Raw genomic sequence first — 24,718 nt, forward strand, 5'->3', positions numbered from 1 at the left:
GAGGGATAAAATGGACAAAATGTTAGAAAAATTTCAAGGAAGTATTTTTGGACTTGCAATTGGCGATGCACTTGGAATGCCTTCAGAATGGCTCACAAGTGAAGAAATTAAGGAAAAATATGGCGTTATTGACGACTTTTTAGAACCAAGGAATAAATTTGAGGGTATTTTAAAAGCAGGCACCTATACTGACGATACTGACCAAATGATAGCAATTTTAAAATCATTTGATGATTCAGGATTTAACAATGAGATATTTATTCAGGAATTGATTAAGTGGTATAAACGAAATCCAATTGGCATTGGTTCAACAAGTAAAAAAGCAATTCAAAAGTTAATTGAGGGCGATAAAACTGGCTGTAATTCTAGTTCTTCAGGTTCTGCAATGCGAGTTGGCCCTCTTGGTCTTTACTATTATGATAACTATGGTAAATTAAAAGAAACAACGATTGAAGCAACAAAACTTACCCATAATAGCCCCGAAGCAATAGCTGCTGCACTTTCAGTTGCATTTTTTGTTGCAGAATCGATTAACGGTGAAAAATCTGAAAAATCAGTTGAAAAATGTTCAAAATTTATTGAAGATATTTCATTGACATTTTCTGAAAAAATAATGTCGATAGCAAATTTAAGTTCGCCAAAAGAAGCATATGACTTTTTTAAAACAGGACTTGATGCAACAGAATGTGTTCCGTCAGCAATTTCAGGCTTTGTTCTTACAAATAGTTTTAAAGAAGGGATGATTAGTGTAGTAAACGCAGGAGGGGATACAGATAGCATGGGTAGTATGTATGGCGCAATTTCTGGAGCTTATTATGGAATTAAAGATATTCCAAATAATTGGACTTTTAGAATAAAGGATAAAGAGCTTTTTTATGAGCTTTCAAAAAAATTGCACCATTTAAAGTTTGAAAAATAATATAATGTTGAATCAAATAAGAAAATATATAATCAAAGCGTTAAATAATATATATAAAAATCATGGTGAAAAAATGTCAGAATATGATTTTGAAATAATATGTAAACCTTCATATTCCCTTTTAAAATTTAAATTAAATAACCAAGAAATAATGACTGAAACAGGGTCAATGGTTTATATGGATCCTAAAATAAGCATCGAAACATCTGCAAAAGGCGGCGTTTTAGGCGTTTTAAAAAGAGCAGTTGTTGGCGAAAGTGTATTTATGAATAAGTTAAAAGGAAATGGGGTGTTAGCACTTGCTCCAGCATGTTCTGGGGATATAGCGCATCATGAACTTAATGGTACATTATATGCAAGTAGCGGAGCTTACTTAGCATCATCACCTCATCTTTCAATAGACACAAAATTTGGTGGCACTAAAACATTTTTTGGCGGTCAAGGCTTATTTTTAATGAAAATTGAAGGAAAAGGAGATGTTTTTTTATCCGCATATGGGGCACTTGAAGAAATCGAGTTAAATAATGAATCAATAATTGTTGATAATGGCCACTTAGTTGCATTTACCAGTGGGCTTGAATACTCCTTAGGAAAACTTGGCGGCCTTAAATCAGCATTACTCGGTGGAGAAGGTTTAGTATATACGTTTAAAGGTACTGGTAAAGTTTATATTCAAACAAGAAACATTCAAAGTTTTGTTGGATTTATAAGTCCGTATTTGCCAAAAACTAGTCAATAATCGTTATTTTTAAATATCAGTAATTTTTAATTTTTATTATATCTATAGGGGTAAAATTATGGTAAAACTAACAGAAGAAATGAAAAGTGCATTAACAGGCCTCTTATTTTTAGCAACCTCTTCAAAAGATGGCATTCCAAACGTTGCTCCAATGGGGGCAAACCAGTTTGTCGGCGATAAATTGGTAATTTCGGATAATTTCATGAAAAAAACACTTGAAAATGTAAAAGAAAATCCCGTTGTTGCAATTAACCTTTTAAATTGTAGGGAACATCCTTATCAATATAAGGGAAAAGCAGAAATTGTAACGAGTGGAGAATACTTTGAAAAAGCAAAAGAATTAAATGCAGTAAAAATTCCAGGTATAAATGCAAAAGGGGCCCTCGTAATAACAATTACAAGTATATACAGTATAAAACCCGGAGCTGAAGCTGGAAACTTAATTGAAACAGATGATTAATTGAAATTTTGAGCTTTAATTCTTTTAATCATTTAATCTTTTAAAATTTAATACTTAGATGTTATTTTTTAAATTAAATTTAAAATTATAACTTAAACAACTTAAAAAAGAATAAAAAGAGCAGATGCTAAATTCAGCACCTGAATTTTTGGAGTTATAATAAGCCTGCCGCATCTAAGGATAACTTAACCTCTTCTGTTGAAGCTCCTTTTTCTAATTCGACTTTTTTGTCAGTTGGTTCAACGTGTTTTACGTTGCATCTTCTTCTTTTAACGTTACCGTCTACAACTATGTAGTTTTTGTCTAATACTTCAACTATAACGCAGACGTTTCCTGCTTCTCTACCTAAGGTTTTGATGCAAACTCTTCCTACTTCAATTGCTGCCATAATTACTACCTCGTCTTATTTTTTGTTAATGTGATTGTCGCCAATCGCACGTCATTCTTCAAACAGAGAGATTTACTATCATCAGTAATCTATTTTATTGCCTTTTCGATGATATTAAATACCCCAGTTGCGCCCCATTTTGAGGACTCGATTACTAAATCGTATATTGATAAATCATCAATTTCAATATTATATATTTCTTTGTATCTTTTCTTTTCACTGGCTTCTCGTAAAAGCATTTTTTCAAGTGCTAAATCAACGTTTTCGTGTTCACGTTCGCTGATTCTTTTACATCTTACCATTGGATCTGCTTTAAGCCAAATGCTTAAGTCGGGCACCATGTCATTCTTTTTCAGTATCCATCCGGCAAGTCTACCTTCAAGAATTAAATTTCCAGATTTTGCAGCCTCAACCTGACGCCGGTCGATTTCATTATCTACTCCTGAATTTTTTTCAGCATAATTGCTAAATTCCTGAAGAGTCATGTTATTTTCTTTAGCCATATCTCTAAAGATGAATCCGGCGCAAACATGGCTTAGACCGTATTTTTCTGAAAGCAATTTTGAAATTGTTGTAGTTCCGGTTCCAGGTAAACCACCAATGGTAATTATCATTTTAGCACCTTAGTAGTTTCTAGCTTTTACAACCATCATTTTTTTAACACATTTTGGGCACAATGCGCCACCAAATGCTCTTTCCGGTCTTCTCTGTGTTTTAGACAATTTTGAAACCTGAACTGTCCTTAAACTTGGCACTCCATTTAATAAAGCACCGCAAGCACCGCATTTTGCACTTGACTGTTTTTTTCTTCTAATGTGTAAAACTCTTCTGTTTCCAGGAGCTCTCTTATACACTTTTTTAGCTGAACCTGACTTGTATCTTGGGGCAGGCATATTATTACCTCCACATGGTTTTCCATGATGTATTCTATTTAAAACTATATAAATCTTAGGTACATTAGGGTATTTTTTGACATGGCTTCAACCGATATTTTTGAACCAGTTAATTTAAAAATAACTTTTCTCTGCATGTTTAATTTTTTAAAAAAGTTGCAAAGAATAGTAAAATTTAGGTAATGTCCAAATTATCTCTGTACCATATCTCTCTTAATTGTCCTGACGGTATATATATTTTTTCCAAAAAAAGTATCTAAAAAAATAGGAAAGGATATATTGCCCTTAAAAATATATAATATGGGGTGAAAATATGAAACTTAGTGTACGAAATCAATTTAAAGGAAAAATTGTTGATATTTCAGAAGGAGATGTAGTTGTAAAGGTTACCGTCGATATTGGGGGCGGAAATAAAATAGTTTCAGTAATTACAAAAGATGCTGAAAATGACCTAGGATTAAAAGTAGGGGATAGCGTCACAGCATTAGTTAAATCAACATCCGTAATGATTGAAAAATAACCAACATTATATATCATTACTTTTTTTAATAGGGGATATTAGTGATTAATAGTACTTTACTATATATAGTGTGAGTGATAACATGGTTTCAAGGTCACTGTTTTTATATAACTATTTACCTAAAATCAAAATTCTAATTTAAAATTAAATAATTCATACGGTGTAAATATGAAAACTATTGAAGATATAGATAAAAAACTTATTGGAAATATTTCTTCGCTTCTTTCAAGCGAAGTTAGGGCTAAAATTTACATGTTTTTGAGAAAATATCCAAACAGTACCGTTGACGAAATTGCTGATGGAACAGGAATATATCCTTCAACAATCCGTGAGTCAATTTTTGAAATGTACAACGAAAATTACGTGCTAAGGAAAAAAATGGAAAGAGAAGGTCTTGGTAAAAAACCATACCTTTATTCAGCAATAGCGCCTTCTGAAATGGTAAAAATTATTTCAGACGCCATACTTGTAAAATTAAATGATTTAGCGTTATTAGATGAGAAAATTAACGGTGAAGATGTCACCGAAGTTTCAAAAGTATCTATCGAGCTAAAATCAAACTAATTTTTTTCTTTTTTTAAACTATATTTATTTTAACTGGGTATCTGTAATATGCTTTTCTTTAAATGGGAAATTTTTTTCAAAAATAGTTAATTCTTCTTCTAAAATTTTAAATGAAGAACTTTCATGGAATTTTCCAGAAATTTTTTCTAAAGAATCTTGATTCAAACATAAAACCATGAATTCTTCAAAATTCATTCCATTAGATGTAGTTATGCCGTATTTTTGGGCATTTTCAAAGCCAAAATTATGATAGTATTTTGGATTACCAAATGTGACTATACAAGAATAGTTTAACATTTTAGCAGCATTTATTGAATGATTTAAAAGCAATGAACCGATTCCTTTACATTGGTAATTCGGAACTACTGAAATTGGCCCCATGCAAAGAACTTCATGTTCAATATTGTTATTGATTACTTTTGCTTTTGAATATATTATATGTCCCAATATATTGTTTCCATCTACTGCAACAAAGCTTAATTCTTTTATAAATTCGCTACTCTGCCTTAGTTTATGAAGAATTAAATGTTCATCGCAACCGGGCTTATAAACGTCCCAAAATGCTTCTCTAGTAATATTTTCAACTTCATTATAATCGTTTTGATTTTCTACCCTAACTGATATATTCATTGATTATCCCCTTATGACTATAATAATTGATTTAATAAGTCATTTAATTATTAATCAATGATTTAAAAGTTATTATTTAATTTTTTAAATTTTATTAAACGTTAGAAGAATTACTTGGTAATTTTAAAATTTTTAAAGTTTAAAATTCTTGAAAAAAAGTTCAACAGTCATTTTAAATTATAGGCAACTATGCACTTTCCATTGTTATTTTATATGCCTTATCTGCCCAAAAGTCCATAACTAATTTTACTTTTCTTTTTCCAGACTTTTTAGCAGCCATTTTTTTTAACTGAATAATAGTTTCATGCATTTCGCTTTTATCCATTAACGGTGCGTTTATTAAAAGTTCAATTGCCATTTTATCCAAGTTTGAATTAATCTTCATAAAAATCACCTTTGAAATTAGTTTTACGAATTAATATCTAAATAGCGCTTCAATAATGTATATAACATTTTATCTACGGTTAACATTTTATTTCCTATACTGCATATCATTTCCACAACAGCCATTTTTATTAGGGCAGTTTGAACACGATGATTTTATTATTGACTTTGAAAGTTTTTCAAGTAATTTTCCAACTAATGAGTTATTTTTTTTGATAGTACCACCTTCAAATTTAATACTACTTATTTAACAGATTTTTTTCTAAAATGTACATCAAATTATTTTGCCATACTGACTCTAAATTTTTATTTAACAAGGTTAAAATATTTAATCTAAATTAAACTACTCTATTTGGTAAATTTTTTTAAAAATTAATTTTAAAACTTTATATCTAATGCAATTTTTTAATGTTTAAATAATGGAAATTTGGTATTTGATTTTTAATATTTGCATTTAATTTTAGAAATTTTATTTAAATAAATCTCATTCTAAATCCAAATTTTGATATAACTAAGTTATTCATCAAAACACCCTTCTAAGTACATTTTGTAGAATGAATAGCCCTTTTTTTTATTTCCACTAATTCCGTTTTTTGATCCCATAACACTCACCTTTTTGTTTTAACATTTACCTAATAACATATTTACTTAAGCATTCTTAAAATATTTAAGTATGCTTAAATATTATAAATACATTTAAAATATATAAATCTTTCTGTATGGTTCATTCATACTTTACCAAAACTATCTTAAAAAAATAAAATAAAATAAAATAAAATAAAATAAAAATTAAATTTTAGTAATTAATTCTCTGATTGCGTCTTCCACGTTTTTAGCCCTTACAATTCCCGATGCAAGTAAAACACCGTTTGTTCCAAGTTCGATTGCAGCTTTTAAATCTTCACCTTTAGATATTCCTGCACCACAAAGAATTTCAACGCTTTTATTTATGCTCCGAACTTCTAAAACAGTACCTGATACTATTTCGGGGTTTGCTTTTGAAACAGGAATTCCGCTCCCAATTAATTCTGGAGGTTCAACTGCAATTGAAGTTGGATTTAATGCAGAAACAGCTTTTGAAACAGGGATATTATTTGTACATACAACCGTTTTTAAATCAAGTTTATTTGAAATTTCTATACACTTTTCAATGTCAAAAAGTTGCATTCTTTTTTCAGAATGGTTTAAAAGGGTTCCAAAAACACCGGCATCTTTTAATGATTCTGAGGATATATGTCCAGTACTACTTCCAGAAACTACTGGATCCATGTGTTGAGCATATACTGGAATACTTACTTCGTTTAAAATCGTTTTTAAATCTAAAAACTGAGGTGCTACAGCAATAGTGATTCCAGATTCATCTGATACTTTTTCTGCAGCTTTTGCAATTTTTAAGCCGTTTTTTCCAGTGCTTTCAGAATATGTTTTATAATTTATTATAATATTTGGATTGATAGTACCACCGCCCTTTTAATTATTATCAATATGTAACTTTTAAAAAAATAATATTTATAAATAACCTTAAAAAAGAAACGGGAAAGTTATTAAATTTTTATTTCATTTAAAGCTTCTTTTACTTCTACATCTTCATGAACTATTTTACAAATTGCACTAGTTATTCCCCTAACATCCTTATGTTGGAATACGTTTCTTCCTGATGCCACACCTGCACTACCTGCATGCATTGCATCTTTTACCATCTGTAAAAACTCTTCATCAGTGTTTGTTTTTGGGCCTCCTGCAATAACGATTGGTGCAGGGCATCCTTTTACAACGTCTTTAAACGAATCAATATCTCCCGTATAGTTTGTTTTGATAATATCCGCACCAAGTTCTGCACCAAGCCTTGCTGCATGAGCTACAACTTCAGGATCTCTTTCATCTTTAATTTTCGGGCCTCTTGGGTACATCATGGCAATTAATGGCATTCCCCAGTATTCACAAGTTTCTGAAATTAGCCCTAAATCTCGGTACATCTCAAAATCAGTTTCTGCACCTACATTAACATGCAGAGAAACTGCATCAGCACCCATTCTTAGGGCATCTTCAACCGTCGTTACAATTACCTTTTTATTCGGATCTGGCGAAATCGAAGTTCCAGCTGACATGTGAACAATTAAACCGATATCTCTTCCGTAACCCCTGTGTCCGTGTCTTACAAGGCCTTTATGCCCCAAAACTGCATTTGCACCCCCATCTGCAACAGCATTTGTGGCAATTCGCATGTCTTTTATTCCCTCCAACGGTCCAGATGAAACACCGTGATCCATTGGTATAATAACCGTTTTTTCACTTTTTTTATCGAATATTCGTTCAAGTCTTATTAATTTTCCCACATTTTTAATATTATCAAACATTTTCATAAAACTCACCTAAATGGATAATAGAATTATATTTATTATATTAGAGTATTTGTTTATACTCCATAATATTGACAAATAACTTATAAAATACTATAAAATACCGCTTCGTAAACTTATATTACGAATAAACAGTAACAGGTTAAACTCTAAACTAATCTCAGCAGTTAATAATACCACTGGTATGAAAAAAACAAACTAAACCCTAATACGCCACATAATTTATTTACATTGCATAAACTTTCCGAAATAGACATGGACTCTATCATACGAGTATCCCTCTTTTTTCAATTTTTTTATATTACAAATTTTCATCTGGATATCGCAGTATATATATTTTTCGAAATATGATTCAAATTAGTGGTTAAAAAAGTTGGTTAAAAATAGTATATTGTGGTAAAATCTATTATTCTATCCGATAAATATCTACTGGGATATTTAATGCGTTTTTTTTGTGGAATTCATAAATTGCAGGTATCCTAAAATTTGCTTGAAAAATATTTGTAATTTTACGGTTTTTTCGTTGTATATAATTGGTTAAGAAGTCCCTAGTTGCAGTATTGTGAATCGTGTATACCACATCCCCAACTTCAAGAGCTTTATCTAAAAATATTCTATCAGCATACTTTTTTTGAGCTCCAAACGGCGGATTTTGAATAATTACTTTCTTGGAATTTTTAAAGTATTCATACCTTTCTTCAAAAAAGTTTGAATTAACGTCTTTTATGTCTAATTTAAAAAAATCAACACTTGTATTAAGACTTTCTGCATTTTTTTTCGCAGTTTCAACAGTTTCAAAGTCAATGTCAATCCCTACTGCAAATTTTGCACCCAATAATTTGGCCCCAATTGAAAATCGGCCTGTACCACACCCGAAATCTATTAAAAAACTATTTTTGATATCTGGTTCTGCAAATAATAAAAGTTCACTTGCAAGATTTCCTTCAGTAGAATACTGTTCAAGATGGGCTTTTGGATTTGGATGAGGTTTTAATTCGTCTAGGAGTATTTCAAGATGCCTTTTTTTCATAAAAAATCACTAAAAAAATTGTAAACTTTAAGTTTAATAACCCTTAATTTTAAAATTTTAGATAGGTAATTTTATGATTTATTATAATTTTTTATAGACTTTATAACGTTACTATTTAAAAAAGAATGTTCCAATATAAAAAAATAAAAATAAAAATAAAAAAGACTTTTAACAAATTTAAAATTATAAATTACTTAGATTTAATTTTAAGCATTTTAAAATACTTAATTTAAAATTAGTTTTAATTATTCAATATCAATTCCAGTTCTAAGGGACTTTTCAGTCTTTGGAAGAGCTATAGTTAGTATTCCATTTTCAAATTTTGCAGAGGACTTACCTTCCTTAACGTGTGCAGGTAATTTTATTGTTTTATATATTTCTTCATCTTCCGCAACTTCTGAATATATAATTTTTTCAGACTCCATTATTGCAAGAGGGGCTTTTTTAGCCCTTAATTCAAGAGTGTCGCCAACGGCATTTATCACAATGTCTGATTTATTTACTCCTGGAATTAATGCAATTATTTTTATTGATTCGTCTCCTTCAATTATTGTTAGTGGCATGTATCCTTTTCCACTTATCTCCAAACCTGCGGTACCCATTTGAAACATGGTTCTCGTCATTGGGCCTCCAAATCCTTCCATTGGAAAACTCATTCCAAACATTTTAAATATTTCTGAAAAAGGATCTTTTGGATCTCTACCTATCATATGTATCACCCCGTTTCTAATTAAAATTACTTTGAAATTCTATATATACTTTTCTACCGTGTTTTTATATGAATAGATAATTAAATATGATGAACGTTATAAATTTATTAAATTTGGCAACAATATTTTTGAGGTTTTAATAAAAATTTGGATCTATCAGTAATATTAAATATGCTATCTGAATATGATTTTGATAATTTAGACGATTAAATAGTTACTCATGGACCTGTTAATTGCAATTTAGGTGTAAAATAATGTTTGGAAGCTTAAAAGATAAGTTAAATAAGACCATTTCAAAATTAACGGAAAAAATATATTCAAAAGGTGATTCAATTGAATCAACCCAACTAAATAGTGAAATAAACAATGAAAACATTCTATCTGAAAAAATATCTGAAAAAAAAGAAGAAAAAACTAACGAAACTGAAAAACATGATTCATTGATACATGAAAGCATGAAAGAAAGCGGTTCTGAAGAACTAATGATTGAAAATTTCGAAAAAAAAGAAAAATTAGGATTTTTCGATAAATTATCTATTGCAAAAAGTATTAAAAAAGTACTTGGAAAAGATGTGATTTTAACAGATGACGATATAGAAGAAGTTCTTTTAGAAATGGAGGTTGAACTTTTAGAAGCTGATGTGGCCTATGAAGTTGTTGAAAAAATTATTGAATCTTTAAAAAACCAGCTTGTAGGGATTAAAATTTCTTCAAAAGACAATCCTGAAGAAATTACGTTTAAAGCACTTAAAAAATCAATTAAAGAAATACTTTCTCAAGATAAAATTGATGTATTTAAAATTATTGACGAAAAAAAGGCAAAAAAAGAACCTGCTGTACTTCTCTTTGTAGGGATAAATGGTACTGGAAAAACAACGTCAATATCAAAACTTGGATATATATTGAAAGAAAAGGGTTATTCCGCAGTAATGGCTGCAGGAGATACATTTAGGGCAGGTGCAATTGAACAACTAGATGAACACGGTAAAAATACCGGAATACGGGTTATAAAGCACCAAAAAGGAGCAGATAGTGCTGCAGTAATTTATGATGCAATAGAACACGCTAAAGCAAGGGGTATAAATGTAGTTTTAGCAGATACTGCTGGAAGGCAGACTACAAATATAAACTTAATGGACGAGATAAAAAAAGTTGTAAGGGTTACAAAGCCGGATTTAGTAATTTTCGTTGGTGATTCGCTCGCTGGAAACGATGCAATTTCTCAAGCTATGGAATTTAACGATGCAGTAAATATTAATGGGGCAATACTTACAAAAACAGATGCAGATGCAAAAGGTGGGGCTGCTCTTTCGATTGCATATTCAATTAAAAAACCAATATTATTCATGGGGGTTGGCCAAAAATATTCGGATTTACAGAAATTTGATGTCGAATGGATGATTAAAAAGTTATTTTCAGAAGACGAACCTGAAAAATCCTTTGGCCGTCAATTTTAAGGTATATTTATTATTATTTTTATTTTTTAACGGATTTAATTCAAAAATTATATATCGTTAGAATACGTAATTTTTTTGGATTAATTAACTGGTGATATTAATTGTCTAAAAAATTAACTTACTTTGTAGCTGTTTTTGGAATATTATTAAATATTTTAGGGGGCATTGTTTCTAAATTTTATAATTTACCCGTATTTTTAGATAATTTTGGCACAATTCTAAGTGCTTTTTTATTGGGCCCTGCTGGAGGGGTAATTACTGGTCTTTTCACCAATTTAATTTTAGGTGTTACTATTGACCCAATATATATTCCATTTACAATAGTAAATGTTGTAATCGGGTTTGTTTTTGGATATGTTGCAATAAAACACGGTAGAAACTTTACTTCAATGATAATTCACTCATTTTTAATAACAATAATTGCACTTTCATTAATCGTCCCAATTAAGATTTATTTTTTCGGAGGCCCTATAGATCCAGTAATAAGTCTCATAGCTTTAACTTATGTTGATAATCGGGGAATTGATTTATTTTTAGCGACATATATTGCTGAATTTCCATTAATTCTTGCAGAAATAATGCTTTCAGCACTATGGGGGTATTTAATTTTGATGATACTTCCAAAAAAGATGCTTAAAGCTTTAAAGGTAGACACTGATGAAATTTAACTGATTTAGCAGTTTCAAAAAACTTATTTTTATTTTTAACGTTTTATTTTTATTTTTATTTTTAAATGTGGTAATCATAAAGTATGAAAAACTAAGTATGTACTTTAGATAACCTTAACTGACTTAAATAACACCCCATACAAAGTAGGGCAACTAAAAATATGATTATAGCAGTAATTCGTACGTAAATACCTCCATTTATTAAATATTTAATCAAAACAGAATATCCAAGTAAAGTTACTAATTTGCATAGTTTAAGATGCAATTTAGGACAGTGTATCATTTTTACCGCCAAGGTTTATTGTGTTAATTATCTAAATCCTTAATTGTGTTAATTATCTAAATCCTTAAAGTCATTAAATTGAGACCTTATTAATATAATTTAAGTTTCAGTATTATAAATATTTATAATAGTATTATATTTATTTTTGAATAATTCCTTTTAAATCGCATTTATATAATATCCTTAAAATAACTAATAACGAATATACTGTTAAACTTTTGTTTTTAGATTTTTCAAATATCGGAGGACTGACACTATGAAAAGAATAGTATTGGGTTTTCAACATGTTTTGGCCATGTTTGGTGCTACTGTAACAGTTCCACTGGTTGTTGGGTATGCAATAGGGCTTCAATTTTCAGAAATTGCGTTTTTGATTCAGGCAGTATTACTTGCAATGGGTATTGCTACATTATTACAGACATTTATCGGTTCAAAACTACCGATTGTTCAAGGTTCGAGTTTTGCATTTATTCCTGGATTAATTGCAATAGGTTCGAGTTTGGGCCTTGCAGCAGTTCAGGGTGCTTTAATTATTGGAGGACTTTTAGAGGCATTTATGGGGTCTTTTGGGCTTATTGGGCGACTAAAAAAGCTATTTTCACCGATAGTTACTGGCGTTACAATAATGCTTATTGGTTTTAGCCTTGCAAACGTTGCAGTAAAATATTCTTTCAACTTCTTCAACGACCCGACAGGTTCTTCAATTTTAACATCTGCAATTGTAGCATTTTTAACGTTTCTTACAACAATTTTAATTGCGTTAAATGCAAAGGGAACATTAAAAGCAATGCCTGTTGTAATTGGTGCGGTTGTCGGTTACGTTTTAAGTATTTTTTTAGGGCTTGTTGATTTTTCAATGATTACTAGCCTTCCAATGTTTAGTATTCCAAAATTAATGCCCTGGGGCACACCGATATTTGATACGAATGCAATAGCAATATTATTATTTGCATTTATGGTAAGTATTATTGAAAGTGTTGGTGACTACCATGCAATTTCAACTATTGCCGATTTACCTATTGATAACAATAAGATAAATAGGGGTATTGCTTCAGAAGGATTTTCATGCACATTAGCAGGTCTTTTAGGTGCATGCGGTACTACAAGTTACTCTGAAAACATCGGTTTAGTTGCACTTACAAAAGTTTCAAGTGTTCAGGTTGTTCAAATTGGGGCAGTAATTTTAATACTTCTTTCCTTAATCCCGAAATTTGCGGGAGTTTTAGCATCAATCCCAGCTCCAGTTTTGGGCGGCCTTACAACAGCACTTTATGGTATGATAAGTATTACCGGACTTAAGTTGGTAAAAGATAAGGTTGAATTAAATGATAGAAACACACTGATACTTGCAAGTTCATTAATATTGGGGCTTGGTGCACCGCAACTTCCAGCTGAATTTTTGCAAATTTTCCCAAAAATCATTGCAAGTATTTTAGAATCTGGAATGGCAGTTGGTGCAATTACTGCAATATTGATGGATCAGATATTAAAAAAATAACTAAAAAAACATATTTATTAAACTATTAAGTCATTATTTAAATATTATAATTTATTTTTATGGAGGCTATTTTTATGATCAGAGATGAACGCTGGTTTGGAGTTTATTCTTTTGAAGATACTCCGTTTTTAATGGAAACTTTAACCGATTTACGTAATATTAATACAGACAATATCTCATTTAGGAAAGGCCTAGTACGACTTGGCCGCTACATGGGGTACGAGTTAACAAAAACCATGGAATTTGAAAAAATCAACATAACTACGCCTTTAGAAAAAACTGAAGGAATTATTTCAAAAGACCGGAAAAATGTTGTAATTATTACAATATTAAGAGCAGCATTTCCTTTAATGGAAGGATTAATTAAAACGCTAGAATCTGCAAAAGTAGGAATAATTTCTGCATCAAGGGGACACGCACCAAAATTTAATATCGAAATGAATTATGTAAAAGTACCAAGAGTTACTGAAAACGACACAATAATAATAGCTGATCCAATGATAGCAACCGGTTCAACCCTTATAAATGTGCTTACCGAACTTAAAAAGTCTGAAAAATCTAAAAGAATAGTTATTCTTGGTGTTTTAGCAGCTCCAGAGGGAATTGATTCCATAAAAAAAGCTTTTCCAGACGTTGAAATATTCGTAACCAAAATTGATAGGGAACTAAATAAAGATGGGTATATTGTACCAGGTTTAGGGGATGCAGGAGATCGGGCATTTGGGGAGCCTTTTAAAGTATCATTACTACCACAGATGCATAATTTGGAATAATCCTTATATAATTTTCTATTTCTTCTTTTAAGTAATTTATATATAGGATTTGCAAGTAATATATTAAAATAGGCGTTTTGGAGGTATTATTATGGATTTTGGGGCGTTATCATTACTACCACCGATTGTAGCAATTGGACTTGCACTTCTTACAAAAAGGGTGTATACGTCTCTTTTTTTAGGCATTTTAACAGGTTCTCTGATATATAATAATGGAAGTATTGTTTCAACTGTTTTTCACATAATCAATACAGTACTAGACAGCATCGAGCTAACTGCAATTACTGGAATTTCTTCATTTACTGAAGCTGGAAACCTATGGAATTTATTAATTTTACTGTTCTTGGTAATTTTAGGCATTTTAATTGCAATGATTACTAGGGCCGGCGGCGCTTTAGCGTATGGTAACTTGGCAACTAACAAAATTAAGTCAAAAGAAGGAGCATGTCTTTCAACGTCTTTACTTGGCTTACTGTTATTCGTTGATGATTATTTTAACTGTTTAACTGTTGGAACAGTAATGCGTCCAATTACTGATAAATTTAAAGTTTCAAGGGCAAAACTTGCTTACATTATTGATTCTACTGCAGCTCCTGTATGTATATTAATGCCGGTTTCAAGCTGGTTTGCAGCGGTCGTTGGAAATTTAAGTGAATCAGGAATTGGAAGCGATTCTTTATCATCAATGAGCCCGTCAGATGTATTTATTTCTTCAATTTTATACAATTCCTATGCTTTAATTGCTTTATTCATGGTTTTAGTGATAATATCATTTAAAAAATGGGATTTTGGCCCGATGAAAGTCCATGAAAAAGTTGCAGAAGAAACAGGAGACCTTTTTAATGGAAATATGGGTTCTTCATCATTAGAATCAGAAATTAAGCCGTTAAATACGGGAAAAATATCGTATCTAGTACTTCCACTTGTACTTTTAATAACTGCAATAATATCTGCATTTTTGATTTCGGGAGGATTATTAGGTGGCGTAGGAATTATCGAAGCATTTCAGGCAATGGATGCATCATGGGGGCTTTTCTGGGGTGGGCTAATAACACTAGTCATTACAACATTATATTTTATAATTTCAAAAGCTATTTTGGTAAGCGATATTCCTAAAATGATTACAAAGGGAACTAAACTTATGATTCCTGCAATTTCAATATTAATACTTGCATGGTCTCTTGGCTCAATTATTAAAGGAGACCTTGGAACTGGTTCATACCTTGCAGGCCTTATCCAAAATAATTTACCAGTTCAACTGCTGCCCGCAATATTATTTGCACTTTCAGGATTCATGGCGTTTGCAACGGGAACTTCATGGGGTACTTTTGGAATAATGCTTCCAATTGCAATTCCACTCGCAGTTGCGTTAGGAATGCCTGAATTTGTAGTTCCATTTGTTGCAGCAGTTTTAGGTGGTGCAATATATGGGGATCACTCATCCCCAATATCTGATACAACAATTATGAGTTCAACTGGAGCGGGAGTAAAACATATAGACCACGTACAGACACAGCTTCCATATACCACCTTAATCGGAGTTATGGCATTTATCGGGTATATTTTGGTAGGTTACACGATAAACTTTGGCTACTGGGTAAGTGGAATACTAAATTTATTATTTGTTGGCTTATCAGTATTTTTTATATCAAGTTTTATTTCTAAAAAAATGTGTTTAAAATGCGCTTCAAATTAATTAATTAATTAATTAATTAAGTATTAATAAAAAAACTTTTTTATTTATTTTAAGTAAATTTGAAGTTTAAAAAATATTTTATTTAAAAATTTTTAAATTTAATTAAATATCCTTTGATTTCTTTCTTTTTTCTATAAAATCAATTAAATCTACAGTATCGCCCATTTTTTCAAGTTCCCTTATACTCATACTCATTATCTTCTTATCTTCATTTTTCCTAGTTTCAAGAATTAATAACGAGTGACTGTTAAATATCTTTGAAATTTCGTCAACAATTATTGCTTTTTTTCTTATTTCTTCATTTTCAGTCTCCTGAATATTGGTAAAAAGCACGTTATGTACTTCATCGCCTTTATTCTTAGACTCCTCTGCAACGGCATCAAAAGGAGCTTTTGTAGTTTCAAGTAGGTTAAATCCCATGTCACCAAGTATCTCTATAACTTTTACTTTGAAGTCTTCTCCTTCCTTTAATATTTTTTCAAAAGCTTCTTCACGGCTTTTAGGTAAGTTTACTCCTTCAAAATAATCAGTTATATTTATTCCCTTAATTAATGGAACATCAAGATACTCTTCAATTTTAATTGCAACTTCTGCTGAAGGATTGGCTTCATTTTGTTCATATTTATATATTGTTTTTCTTGAAACCCTCGAAAACTCTGCAAGTTCACCAACAGAGATATTTAATTTTTCACGAGTTTCTTTTAAGGCTTTTCCATCGATATTTACAAAAAAACCGCCACGGTTTGCGTAAACAACTGGGGGTATTCCACGTACTTGTTCTTGAAATGTCAAAAAAGTAACTGCTTTTATTCCAAATCTTTCGTAAACGGCTCCTTCTTCCATTACTGAATTTCTAGTTCGTGATCCAATAATTAAGGGTACGGCTTGAAGAATCCTTGCAATATTTAAAAGTTCTTCGGACTGTTCAGTACTTAAACTATCGATATTTTTTAAAATCTTAATTAATAATTTTAAATCTGCTTTTTTTGCAATTAAATCAAAACATGACCTTCCGAAAGGCTTTGATATTACAAAATTTGATTCATAAAGCAGATTCATGCATTCAGAAAGCATTACTTCTCTCATATTTTACCAGATTTTACAATTTATATATTCTAAGTCTAATCCGCCAAATATATATTTCTTACGGAAAAGTATTAATATGTACAAAAATAGTTTAAGGTAAGGGTGATTTAATGAAAAAAATAGCGGAAGATAAAGGAATTTCTTTTCAATTAAGGCAATTTAAAAGTCTAGTTTTAGAATTTAAATCTGATAACATACTTTATACTGGTTCAAAAGGAGTATGTATGCCTTTTGCACTTTTAAATGCATATGCTGTTAGAAACGTTTCAAACCAGTATTTTTGTGCAGATGCAAAACTTGAAGAAATATCGAAATTAGAACAGGGTTCTTTAGGTTACACGTATAATTTAGTGAAATATGACTTTATATTAAACCCGGACTTACTTGTTTTATTTGGCGGAATTGCAATGCATCATTCTAAGGTAACAACAAAAGATGTTAATACTCTTATAGGTGAGTTAAACCCTAAAAAAATAGTAGGAGTATGTTTTTCAAGCATATTTCAAAAAATGAATTGGGATAAAGAAATAAGTTTTGATATGATAATTGATAGCCAGTTAGAGCCTGTAGAAATATATGAAAAGATATAATATGAAAAGATATAATATGAAAAGATATAATTTGGATTAGTTTAGGCAGATATTATAAGAACCTACGTTTTGTATTGATACAAAAGAAATACTAAAAAGCGAAATTAAGCAGGTTTTAAATGAATTAAACAGGCTTAATATTTACGGGGGCATTTTATATAGAATTATTTTAAAATTAAGAACAGTGTTTTTTTTACTTTTAAATGATGAATCAAATAATTTAGAATTGAAAAATATATTTTGAAATGGTTAATGAACTTACAATAAATGCGCTAAAATTGGTAATAAATCAAAATGGAATTTTAGGCAGAACTACACGGTAATTTGTAAACTATTCTGTCGGGAAATTAATTATTATCTCATTTAAAAATTTTTATTATTTTAAATTCCCTACAGTATTTTTCTCTTATTTTACAGTTGTAAATATTTATATATGTAAAGTTTTAGTAACATTATATATAATTATAATTACATAATGTAAAATTTTATGAACAAGGTGTGTTAAATATGGATTTAAAAACATACAAGAAATATATTAAAATGTTAGTTATAATAATCGCAATTTTAGTAAGCATTGCGGTATCCACGGGAAATGGCTATTTTGCAGTTTTAGTAGTTACATTTGGAATTTTAGCCAAAATAAACCTTAGAAAAAAAATTGATGACGTTTTTGAGGACGAACTTGTTTTAAAAGTCGCTGAAAAAGCATCATACATGACAATACAAGTTGTATGCTTACTTTTTGCACTTTTAAGCGTGTTTTTAACAACTTTTGGAGAATACATGTTAGTTGGAAACTTACTTGCTTATTCAACGTTATTTATACTATTGGTAAATATCTTATTTAGGTACATGTACAGCAGAAAATACGGATTAATGTAAGTTAGGGGAGTATTATGAAAAATAGGATAAAAATACTTCGTGCAGTGCATAATCTAACACAAGAGATGCTTGCAAAAAAATTAAACGTAACAAGACAAACTATAATTGCAATAGAGCGGGAAAAATACGACCCTTCATTGGAACTGGCATTTAAAATAGCAGAGGTTTTTAACGTAAAAATTGAGGATATTTTTATATATGAAAACACGAATTTTACAAGTTTTAAGGAAAAATAATTTTAAATCAATATGTATAACTTATATTATCTTAAAACTTTACATTAAACGCCAATCTTAAACCTTTATTTTACGCTTTTTTAATTTTTTAAATCACTTTTTAATTGTTATTTTTTAAAAATAAGATAAAATGCCTTTAAAACCATATAATTTTGAGTTTTAGATAATATTTACTTAAAATTGAGGATATTTATTTGATAAAGTTAATATCAGGTTATAATTATAGAATAATTTAGAAAATGAGGATTAAAATCATTATTTACTTAAGGGGGCGTAAATGATGAAATTGTTTATAATATACTTAGTTGTATCTTCCTTTTTACTAACGGTGCCTTTAATGGAAGATTCAACAAACTATGTTGAAATTGCAGATAGATACTATATGCAAAAAGACTATGAAAATGCAGTTTTATATTATAATGCAGCAATAAATCAGAATCCTAACAATGCAAATGCTTATGATGGTATTGCAATAATTTTTTTAGAACAGGGATTTTACGAAAATGCAACAGAATTCTTTGAAAAAAGCTTATTACTAGATGATTCAGTTGGTAGCACGTGGTTTTATAATGGTAAGTGTTTAAAAGAAATTGGTGATTATGATGGCGCATTTAAATGTTTTGATCATGCTACTGGGGATTATTACGAAATAGTTTCATCTTGGAATGAATTAGGTTATTTATATTTCGATGAAGGCGATTATGAGAAAGCACTTAAGTGTTTTGAAAAAGCATTGACGTTAAACAAAAATTTTGAGTACGCGTGGAATGGTAAGGGGCTTTGTTATGAAAAAAAAGGTAAAAACGATTTAGCATTTAAGTGTTTTGAAAAAGCAACTTTTATAAATCCAGAATATTTTGATGCATGGTATAATATGGGGATATTGTCATATATTGATCAAAATTACGTGTTTTCACTACACTGTTTTGAAAAAGCAATAACTATAGACGATAATAATTCTAAAAACTATTTTTACGCAGCAGAATCATTAACTAGTTTGGGTAAATATCGAGAAGCAGTTTTTTACTTTGAAAAAGCAGTTGAATTAGAACCTAATAATAGTACTTTTTGGAATAGTAAGGGTTATACTCATGCATCTTTGAAAGAATATTCTACTGCAAAATTATGTTATGAAAAATCAGTGGGGATATCTCCAAAAGATGATATTTCATGGAGTAATTTAGGGTATATGAATAATAATCTTGAACAATGTGAAGAAGCTGTCGAATGTTTTAAAAAATCTTTGGAATTAAATGTAAATAATAAAAATGCATGGAATGGTCTTGGAAATTCTTATGCCCTACTAAATAATTCCGAAAAAGCTTTAAAATGTTATGATAATGCCATAAAACTTGATTCATTATATGAAGAACCTAAAAAAAGCAAAATGATACTTTTAGATTAAATATTAATGAAGTGTCATTCACTCGACTTTGTTTCAGACTTTAAAAACTCAAGGAATTTCACTTGCTCTGTAATAAATTCATTATAAGGGGTTTTTACCCCCAATTTTTTCCCATTTGAAACTACTGCACCGTTTAAAAAATCTATCTCAGTCATTTTTCCTTTTAAAATATCTTGTAACATTGAAGAATGATGTGCAGCAGTATTTGGCAATTGAAATTCCGTTAAATATTTTAAATATTCTTTTGGAGTCTTCCAAGGAAGAATTACTCCTTTTTTAGACGTTATTTCAAAAATTTCAGATACTATATTTTCAATAATATTTAAAGAATGATTATTTGAAAGTTTTCCATAATTAACATTCATAATCGCACCAAGTGGATTTAATGCACAATTATAAATTGTTTTTGACCAGATTGCACCCTGAATATTTTTTGATTCAGTAATTGGTATTCCTGAACTTTTTATTAACTTTACAAAGTCAATTACTTCTTCATCTGTTCCATCAGGGTATCTTCCAACGGTCATTGGGCCACCTTCTACTGAAACATGGACTTCTGCATTACCTTTCCATTCAAAACCAGTAATTATTGTTCCACCAATTACCTTATCAGTATACTTTGAAATTATTTCCTCGTTTCCAACACCGTTTTGAATGCTTACAACGTTTTTATTCTTTATATCATCTTTAAATTGTTTACAGATTGATTCGGTTGAAATCCCTTTTGAAGCAATAATGATATAATCAAAATCTATTTTTGGAACCTCTTCAGAAGCTCCAAATTTAAAAATTCCGTTTCCCCAAATTCCTGTCATTTTAAAGCCGGATTCACGAATTATTTTGGCATTTTTTTCCCTAGTTACTGCAAAAACGTTACAAACACGTGATAATTTGGCTGCTAAACATAATCCAACAGCTCCTGCGCCTATAATTAATACATTCATTTAAAAACCCCTTTTTAAGATAATATTCAAATTAGCTATAAATATTTAGTTAATTCACTTTAAAATTTCTTGAACTCTTCCAACGCTTCCATCTTCAAGTCGTACTTTAATCCCGTGTGGGTGATAGCTTGAATTTGTAAGAATATCTTTTACAATACCGTAAGTTAGTTTACCTGTTTTTTGGTCTTTTTTTAGAATTATGTTAACCTTTAAGCCTGCCAAAATATTGATTCTACTTTTACCATTCATTTTACCACTTTAAGCTTTTAATTTTAGTTTGTTGCCCTTTTCAGCTATATATATGCCCATTAATACCATAATGGCACCAAATATTGAATAAATATTTGGAATATTCTTTAAAATTAAAGAATCAGCAATAATTGAAACAATAGGGATATAATAAATTCCATTTGTTACAGTTTTTGGGCCTGAAAGCCTTATTGCTTTATTCCAAAATAAATATGCGATTGCTGAAGAAAATACCGCAAGATAAAGTATTGATGTAATTGCAAAAACATTTAACAATGTTTCATTATATACTTTACCGAAATTTAAAATTATTTCAAGCAATACAAACGGGATAAACATTAAAGTTCCAAATAATATGATATCTCGTGATACAACCATGTTATCGTACTTTTCAAGTCTTTGTATCGTAAATGTATAAAAAACCCACGAAATAACAGCGCCAAACATTAAAATATCTCCAAGCGGGTTTAATTTTAGAATAAATTTACCGTTTAATATCAATATTGAAACACCGGTAAGTCCTAAAATCGACCCAAAATAGTTTAACTTATTTGATACTTTTTTTGAAGTGAAATCAAAAAATATTAAATAGAATATTGGAACAGTTGCTGCAATTAATGATGCATTCGTTGCTGTAGTATATATTAAAGCCACATTTTCAAATATAAAATATGAAGTAATTCCTAAAAATGCAGTAAGCAGTATATATAGAATATCTTTTTTCTCATATTTTATAAATTTTCTTATAAAAAGCGACATTACTAATGAAGCAATTAAAAACCGGATAAATCCAAGGGCAATTGGTGGCACATATTCTAAAGCAATTTTTATTGCTACAAAAGAAATACCTCATATTATAACCGTAATATACATAAGAATAAGTCCTTTGGATTTATCCTCCATGTTAAGCCACCCGATTAAACAATAAAAGAAAAGCAATTGGTACGTTTAATATTTCAAAAATAAATTAGAAATAAAAGAAAAATTATTGTTTTTCTTCCCCTTCAACAGCTTCTTGAGCTTCAGGAGTTACTTCAAGAACAGCTTTTCCAAATTCTAAAACTTCAGATTTGAAAATTTCTACTCTTTTTAATGGGAACATTTTCTTACATTCGCTGTAAATTTTTGAGCCTACTCCGCCCATTACCATAGCATGTACGAATTCTGCAAATGCTGTTTCGTTTGCCATTTCTTTAATGATTTGTTCCATTTTAACTCTTATTTCTGTTTTATGGTAGTCTCTTGCCCTTACAGCAGTTAAAACTAAAGCTTTAACTCTTACTTTGAAACCATCTTTTGTTCTTACATCGATGATAACGTTGATTTTACTTCTTCTTCTTCTTATTTGGGATTTTAAGTATTCTCTTGTAGTATCGTGACCTACAAACTGGGTTATTGCATTGTTACCGCTTACGCCATCAACTTTAAAGTACATTCTGGTCATGTGCTTTGAATGTTCGTTTGTTAAGTCCCTTAAACTAATTTCTGAAATTCTGCCCATTAACGCAGAAGGGTCATTTGCAGGAGTTTGCCCAATTACATCGCCACCAAATGATTGTGGTGTGTAGATATTGTACCATACTTTTGATTTCCAGGTATCTTTGGCTACTCTTTTTCCTTTAGCAGATCTTGCTTTCATTCTTGCCATTTTTACACCTCATTATAACATATATTCAGTTAAATCTTCATAGTCCCTAAGTGGTTTTACAGGTTCTGCATATATTCTTTTAACTTTACGGGCGAGTTCCCTCGTAAAATTGCCTTTTTCTGTTTTAATATGCTTTATCCTAAAGAAGTTTGGGCCAGCCCGATATACCTTCTTTTCTTCAAACACGTAATTTTGTGGAACAAGTATATGGAAAGAATATGTACTTTCTCTCGAATTTATAGATATGCCTACTTTTTTAGGTACATCAACTGATTTTGCCCATACCATTTTTACGTTTTCTATTAGAGACTCTGAAACTCTTCTTGAGTCTTCTGTTTCGATACTGGTGACTTCAACGGATTCATCATTTGCCAAAATTATGTCTTCAAGTTTTATGGACTCCCCAACTGCAAGTGGAATGACAATCTGCTCTGATTCATCGTATCTACTAATAACTATTTTTACATTCTTTAATTTGAAACTTTTTTCAATTGTTTGAATGTTTCCGCACTCTAAACACTTTACTGTAAGTTTCAAATGTTTTTTGGATTCCACTTCCTTTACAACTTCGTGCAAAGTTACGTCATCGCAAACCAGACATTCGAGATATAAGTCGTCCATTTAAATCACGTATTTTGTTTTAAGAAATGTAATTATCTTCTTTGGAACCTTCTTTGAGGCCTTCCTCTCTGATTTTGCTGAGGCATTTTTACTTTTGCACCCATTGCCTTTTCAAGGAAATCGTCATAGCTGAAAGGAACTTCTTCCCCAATTATGCCTCTGTTCTTTAAATATTCCCTTGCAATAAGGAAGTACATCAGTGATACTGATTTTCTACCTTTGTTATTTGTTGGAATAATAAAGTCAAGGTGTGCAGTTAAGTGTTCAGTATCGCACATACTTACAATAGGTATTCCAATTTCGATAGCTTCCTTTAAAGCCTGTTTGTCAACTCTAGGGTCACTTAAAAACATTACTTCAGGTTCAGCGAATTTTTTAGCAGCAGGGTTTGTTAAAGTCCCAGGCACAAATCTTCCAGCAACCGTGTTTATTCCTGTAGTTTCACCGAATTTTTTCAAAGGGCCTACTGAGTAAACTCTTCTTGTAACTGCCATAATGTCTTGTGGCTCGTAGTTTGATAGGAATTTTGCTGCGAGTCTTAATCTTTCGTCAGTTTTTCTAACGTCTAAAACGTATAAACCATCAGATCTTACTCTGTAGATGAATCTTTTCATGTCTTCGGTTTTTTGCTGTGTACCTATGTGGATACCTGATGCGAGATATGTGTCCAAACTGGTCAATAGGTTCTCGTCTGACATTTTTCTTCTCCTCCAAAAAAGTGGTTTCTTGGCTTTTTCCAAAAATAAAGCCCTTTCGTAGTATTTTATTCGTATTCGTTTTTCGATATTTTTAAAATTTTATTGATATTCTTTTTGCAAAAAGTTTTTGCGTTTATAAATCATGAAAAATTCAGTGATTTACGATTTATATTAAAAATTTAAACAGTATATTGATGGGTAATTTAATATATATACTTTTCTTAAAGCTAAATTCCTTAAAAAAAGATATATTTATCTAAAGAATTATTTATCTAACGGATTTAAATTTTTAGAATGTAAAAAATAGTAACTAAATTATTATTTTTAACAGGTCTTATTTTAACGGACCTATTTATTTAAAATTAATGCAAGAACATTTAAATAAAA

At 30.2% G+C, this 24,718-nt stretch carries 30 protein-coding genes; 14 read left to right on the plus strand and 16 right to left on the minus strand.

Annotated elements, in window-relative coordinates:
- Nucleotides 1–10: 10 nt before the first annotated feature.
- The 3 genes from MEVAN_RS07695 to MEVAN_RS07705 all read left to right on the plus strand — a co-directional run bounded on the left by MEVAN_RS07695 (nucleotide 11) and on the right by MEVAN_RS07705 (nucleotide 2,118).
- Nucleotides 11–919 carry an ADP-ribosylglycohydrolase family protein gene (locus MEVAN_RS07695; RefSeq protein ID WP_012066303.1) on the plus strand — a complete coding sequence of 303 codons (909 nt, stop codon included), beginning with the start codon at nucleotides 11–13 and terminating at the stop codon, nucleotides 917–919.
- 73 nt (nucleotides 920–992) lie between these two features.
- Nucleotides 993–1,658 carry a TIGR00266 family protein gene (locus tag MEVAN_RS07700; protein WP_012066304.1) on the plus strand — a complete coding sequence of 222 codons (666 nt, stop codon included), beginning with the start codon at nucleotides 993–995 and terminating at the stop codon, nucleotides 1,656–1,658.
- Between the two features lie 58 nt (nucleotides 1,659–1,716).
- Nucleotides 1,717–2,118: a pyridoxamine 5'-phosphate oxidase family protein gene (locus MEVAN_RS07705; RefSeq protein WP_012066305.1), complete on the plus strand. Its 402-nt coding sequence runs from the start codon at nucleotides 1,717–1,719 to the stop codon at nucleotides 2,116–2,118.
- A gap of 154 nt (nucleotides 2,119–2,272) precedes the next feature.
- Here MEVAN_RS07705 and MEVAN_RS07710 read toward each other — a convergent pair whose 3' ends face one another.
- The 3 genes from MEVAN_RS07710 to MEVAN_RS07720 form a co-directional block, all read right to left on the minus strand.
- Nucleotides 2,273–2,506 carry a 50S ribosomal protein L14e gene (locus MEVAN_RS07710; RefSeq protein ID WP_012066306.1) on the minus strand — a complete coding sequence of 78 codons (234 nt, stop codon included), beginning with the start codon at nucleotides 2,504–2,506 and terminating at the stop codon, nucleotides 2,273–2,275.
- Between the two features lie 89 nt (nucleotides 2,507–2,595).
- Nucleotides 2,596–3,120: a (d)CMP kinase gene (gene cmk, locus MEVAN_RS07715; RefSeq protein ID WP_012066307.1), complete on the minus strand. Its 525-nt coding sequence runs from the start codon at nucleotides 3,118–3,120 to the stop codon at nucleotides 2,596–2,598.
- A 9-nt stretch (nucleotides 3,121–3,129) separates the two neighbouring features.
- Nucleotides 3,130–3,399, minus strand: coding sequence for a 50S ribosomal protein L34e (locus MEVAN_RS07720; RefSeq protein ID WP_012066308.1), 270 nt, complete (start codon nucleotides 3,397–3,399; stop codon nucleotides 3,130–3,132).
- Between the two features lie 313 nt (nucleotides 3,400–3,712).
- On the opposite strand from MEVAN_RS07720, the gene MEVAN_RS07725 reads away from it, so the two are divergent.
- Nucleotides 3,713–3,919: a TOBE domain-containing protein gene (locus MEVAN_RS07725; protein WP_012066309.1), complete on the plus strand. Its 207-nt coding sequence runs from the start codon at nucleotides 3,713–3,715 to the stop codon at nucleotides 3,917–3,919.
- A gap of 168 nt (nucleotides 3,920–4,087) precedes the next feature.
- The gene (locus MEVAN_RS07730) at nucleotides 4,088–4,483 is read left to right on the plus strand and encodes a winged helix-turn-helix domain-containing protein (RefSeq protein ID WP_012066310.1); all 396 of its coding nucleotides are present in this window, start codon (nucleotides 4,088–4,090) and stop codon (nucleotides 4,481–4,483) included.
- Between the two features lie 24 nt (nucleotides 4,484–4,507).
- Here the strand turns inward: MEVAN_RS07730 and MEVAN_RS07735 are convergent, their stop codons facing one another.
- From MEVAN_RS07735 to MEVAN_RS07760, 6 genes are all read right to left on the minus strand, one after another.
- On the minus strand, nucleotides 4,508–5,113 hold the full coding sequence (locus tag MEVAN_RS07735) for a GNAT family N-acetyltransferase (protein WP_012066311.1): 606 nt from the start codon (nucleotides 5,111–5,113) through the stop codon (nucleotides 4,508–4,510).
- Nucleotides 5,114–5,300: 187 nt separating this feature from the next.
- Nucleotides 5,301–5,498 (minus strand): hypothetical protein, encoded by a 198-nt coding sequence (locus MEVAN_RS07740; protein WP_012066312.1) that lies wholly within the window; start codon nucleotides 5,496–5,498, stop codon nucleotides 5,301–5,303.
- 788 nt (nucleotides 5,499–6,286) lie between these two features.
- Nucleotides 6,287–6,940, minus strand: coding sequence for a triose-phosphate isomerase (gene tpiA / locus MEVAN_RS07745; RefSeq protein WP_012066313.1), 654 nt, complete (start codon nucleotides 6,938–6,940; stop codon nucleotides 6,287–6,289).
- A gap of 101 nt (nucleotides 6,941–7,041) precedes the next feature.
- Entirely contained in the window at nucleotides 7,042–7,860 is an 819-nt protein-coding gene (locus MEVAN_RS07750; protein WP_012066314.1) for a 2-amino-3,7-dideoxy-D-threo-hept-6-ulosonate synthase, read from the minus strand.
- Nucleotides 7,861–8,263: 403 nt separating this feature from the next.
- Nucleotides 8,264–8,887, minus strand: coding sequence for an METTL5 family protein (locus MEVAN_RS07755; protein ID WP_012066315.1), 624 nt, complete (start codon nucleotides 8,885–8,887; stop codon nucleotides 8,264–8,266).
- Nucleotides 8,888–9,132: 245 nt separating this feature from the next.
- On the minus strand, nucleotides 9,133–9,597 hold the full coding sequence (locus MEVAN_RS07760; protein WP_012066316.1) for an Hsp20/alpha crystallin family protein: 465 nt from the start codon (nucleotides 9,595–9,597) through the stop codon (nucleotides 9,133–9,135).
- A 254-nt stretch (nucleotides 9,598–9,851) separates the two neighbouring features.
- Between MEVAN_RS07760 and ftsY the strand changes: the two genes are divergently transcribed.
- The 5 genes from ftsY to MEVAN_RS07785 all read left to right on the plus strand — a co-directional run bounded on the left by ftsY (nucleotide 9,852) and on the right by MEVAN_RS07785 (nucleotide 15,972).
- Nucleotides 9,852–11,054, plus strand: coding sequence for a signal recognition particle-docking protein FtsY (gene ftsY / locus MEVAN_RS07765; protein WP_012066317.1), 1,203 nt, complete (start codon nucleotides 9,852–9,854; stop codon nucleotides 11,052–11,054).
- Nucleotides 11,055–11,155: 101 nt separating this feature from the next.
- Nucleotides 11,156–11,722 carry a hypothetical protein gene (locus MEVAN_RS07770; RefSeq protein WP_012066318.1) on the plus strand — a complete coding sequence of 189 codons (567 nt, stop codon included), beginning with the start codon at nucleotides 11,156–11,158 and terminating at the stop codon, nucleotides 11,720–11,722.
- Between the two features lie 539 nt (nucleotides 11,723–12,261).
- Nucleotides 12,262–13,503, plus strand: a complete 1,242-nt coding sequence (locus MEVAN_RS07775; protein WP_012066319.1) for a uracil-xanthine permease family protein — start codon at nucleotides 12,262–12,264, stop codon at nucleotides 13,501–13,503.
- 74 nt (nucleotides 13,504–13,577) lie between these two features.
- Nucleotides 13,578–14,276 (plus strand): uracil phosphoribosyltransferase, encoded by a 699-nt coding sequence (upp, locus tag MEVAN_RS07780; RefSeq protein ID WP_012066320.1) that lies wholly within the window; start codon nucleotides 13,578–13,580, stop codon nucleotides 14,274–14,276.
- Between the two features lie 91 nt (nucleotides 14,277–14,367).
- Entirely contained in the window at nucleotides 14,368–15,972 is a 1,605-nt protein-coding gene (locus MEVAN_RS07785) for a Na+/H+ antiporter NhaC family protein (protein ID WP_012066321.1), read from the plus strand.
- Nucleotides 15,973–16,074: 102 nt separating this feature from the next.
- Here the strand turns inward: MEVAN_RS07785 and MEVAN_RS07790 are convergent, their stop codons facing one another.
- Nucleotides 16,075–17,058, minus strand: coding sequence for a transcriptional regulator (locus tag MEVAN_RS07790; RefSeq protein WP_012066322.1), 984 nt, complete (start codon nucleotides 17,056–17,058; stop codon nucleotides 16,075–16,077).
- A 110-nt stretch (nucleotides 17,059–17,168) separates the two neighbouring features.
- Between MEVAN_RS07790 and MEVAN_RS07795 the strand changes: the two genes are divergently transcribed.
- The 4 genes from MEVAN_RS07795 to MEVAN_RS07810 all read left to right on the plus strand — a co-directional run bounded on the left by MEVAN_RS07795 (nucleotide 17,169) and on the right by MEVAN_RS07810 (nucleotide 20,171).
- Complete coding sequence (locus MEVAN_RS07795; RefSeq protein ID WP_012066323.1) at nucleotides 17,169–17,648, plus strand: DUF2124 family protein; 480 nt, start codon at nucleotides 17,169–17,171, stop codon at nucleotides 17,646–17,648.
- A 507-nt stretch (nucleotides 17,649–18,155) separates the two neighbouring features.
- Nucleotides 18,156–18,530 carry a DUF2178 domain-containing protein gene (locus MEVAN_RS07800; RefSeq protein WP_012066324.1) on the plus strand — a complete coding sequence of 125 codons (375 nt, stop codon included), beginning with the start codon at nucleotides 18,156–18,158 and terminating at the stop codon, nucleotides 18,528–18,530.
- Between the two features lie 14 nt (nucleotides 18,531–18,544).
- Complete coding sequence (locus MEVAN_RS07805; RefSeq protein WP_012066325.1) at nucleotides 18,545–18,766, plus strand: helix-turn-helix transcriptional regulator; 222 nt, start codon at nucleotides 18,545–18,547, stop codon at nucleotides 18,764–18,766.
- A 277-nt stretch (nucleotides 18,767–19,043) separates the two neighbouring features.
- Complete coding sequence (locus MEVAN_RS07810; protein WP_012066326.1) at nucleotides 19,044–20,171, plus strand: tetratricopeptide repeat protein; 1,128 nt, start codon at nucleotides 19,044–19,046, stop codon at nucleotides 20,169–20,171.
- A gap of 14 nt (nucleotides 20,172–20,185) precedes the next feature.
- Here MEVAN_RS07810 and MEVAN_RS07815 read toward each other — a convergent pair whose 3' ends face one another.
- The 6 genes from MEVAN_RS07815 to rpsB form a co-directional block, all read right to left on the minus strand.
- Nucleotides 20,186–21,115, minus strand: coding sequence for a ketopantoate reductase family protein (locus MEVAN_RS07815; RefSeq protein ID WP_012066327.1), 930 nt, complete (start codon nucleotides 21,113–21,115; stop codon nucleotides 20,186–20,188).
- Nucleotides 21,116–21,169: 54 nt separating this feature from the next.
- Nucleotides 21,170–21,364: a YwbE family protein gene (locus tag MEVAN_RS07820; RefSeq protein ID WP_012066328.1), complete on the minus strand. Its 195-nt coding sequence runs from the start codon at nucleotides 21,362–21,364 to the stop codon at nucleotides 21,170–21,172.
- Nucleotides 21,365–21,373: 9 nt separating this feature from the next.
- Nucleotides 21,374–22,210, minus strand: coding sequence for a DMT family transporter (locus MEVAN_RS07825; RefSeq protein ID WP_269479014.1), 837 nt, complete (start codon nucleotides 22,208–22,210; stop codon nucleotides 21,374–21,376).
- 139 nt (nucleotides 22,211–22,349) lie between these two features.
- Nucleotides 22,350–23,012, minus strand: coding sequence for a 30S ribosomal protein S3ae (locus MEVAN_RS07830; RefSeq protein ID WP_012066330.1), 663 nt, complete (start codon nucleotides 23,010–23,012; stop codon nucleotides 22,350–22,352).
- Nucleotides 23,013–23,024: 12 nt separating this feature from the next.
- The gene (locus MEVAN_RS07835; protein WP_012066331.1) at nucleotides 23,025–23,633 is read right to left on the minus strand and encodes an HVO_0476 family zinc finger protein; all 609 of its coding nucleotides are present in this window, start codon (nucleotides 23,631–23,633) and stop codon (nucleotides 23,025–23,027) included.
- Between the two features lie 32 nt (nucleotides 23,634–23,665).
- The gene (gene rpsB / locus MEVAN_RS07840; RefSeq protein ID WP_012066332.1) at nucleotides 23,666–24,331 is read right to left on the minus strand and encodes a 30S ribosomal protein S2; all 666 of its coding nucleotides are present in this window, start codon (nucleotides 24,329–24,331) and stop codon (nucleotides 23,666–23,668) included.
- Nucleotides 24,332–24,718 lie beyond the last annotated feature (387 nt).

Source organism: Methanococcus vannielii SB (genome assembly GCF_000017165.1).
Taxonomy (GTDB): Archaea; AGJL01; Methanococci; order Methanococcales; family Methanococcaceae; genus Methanococcus; species Methanococcus vannielii.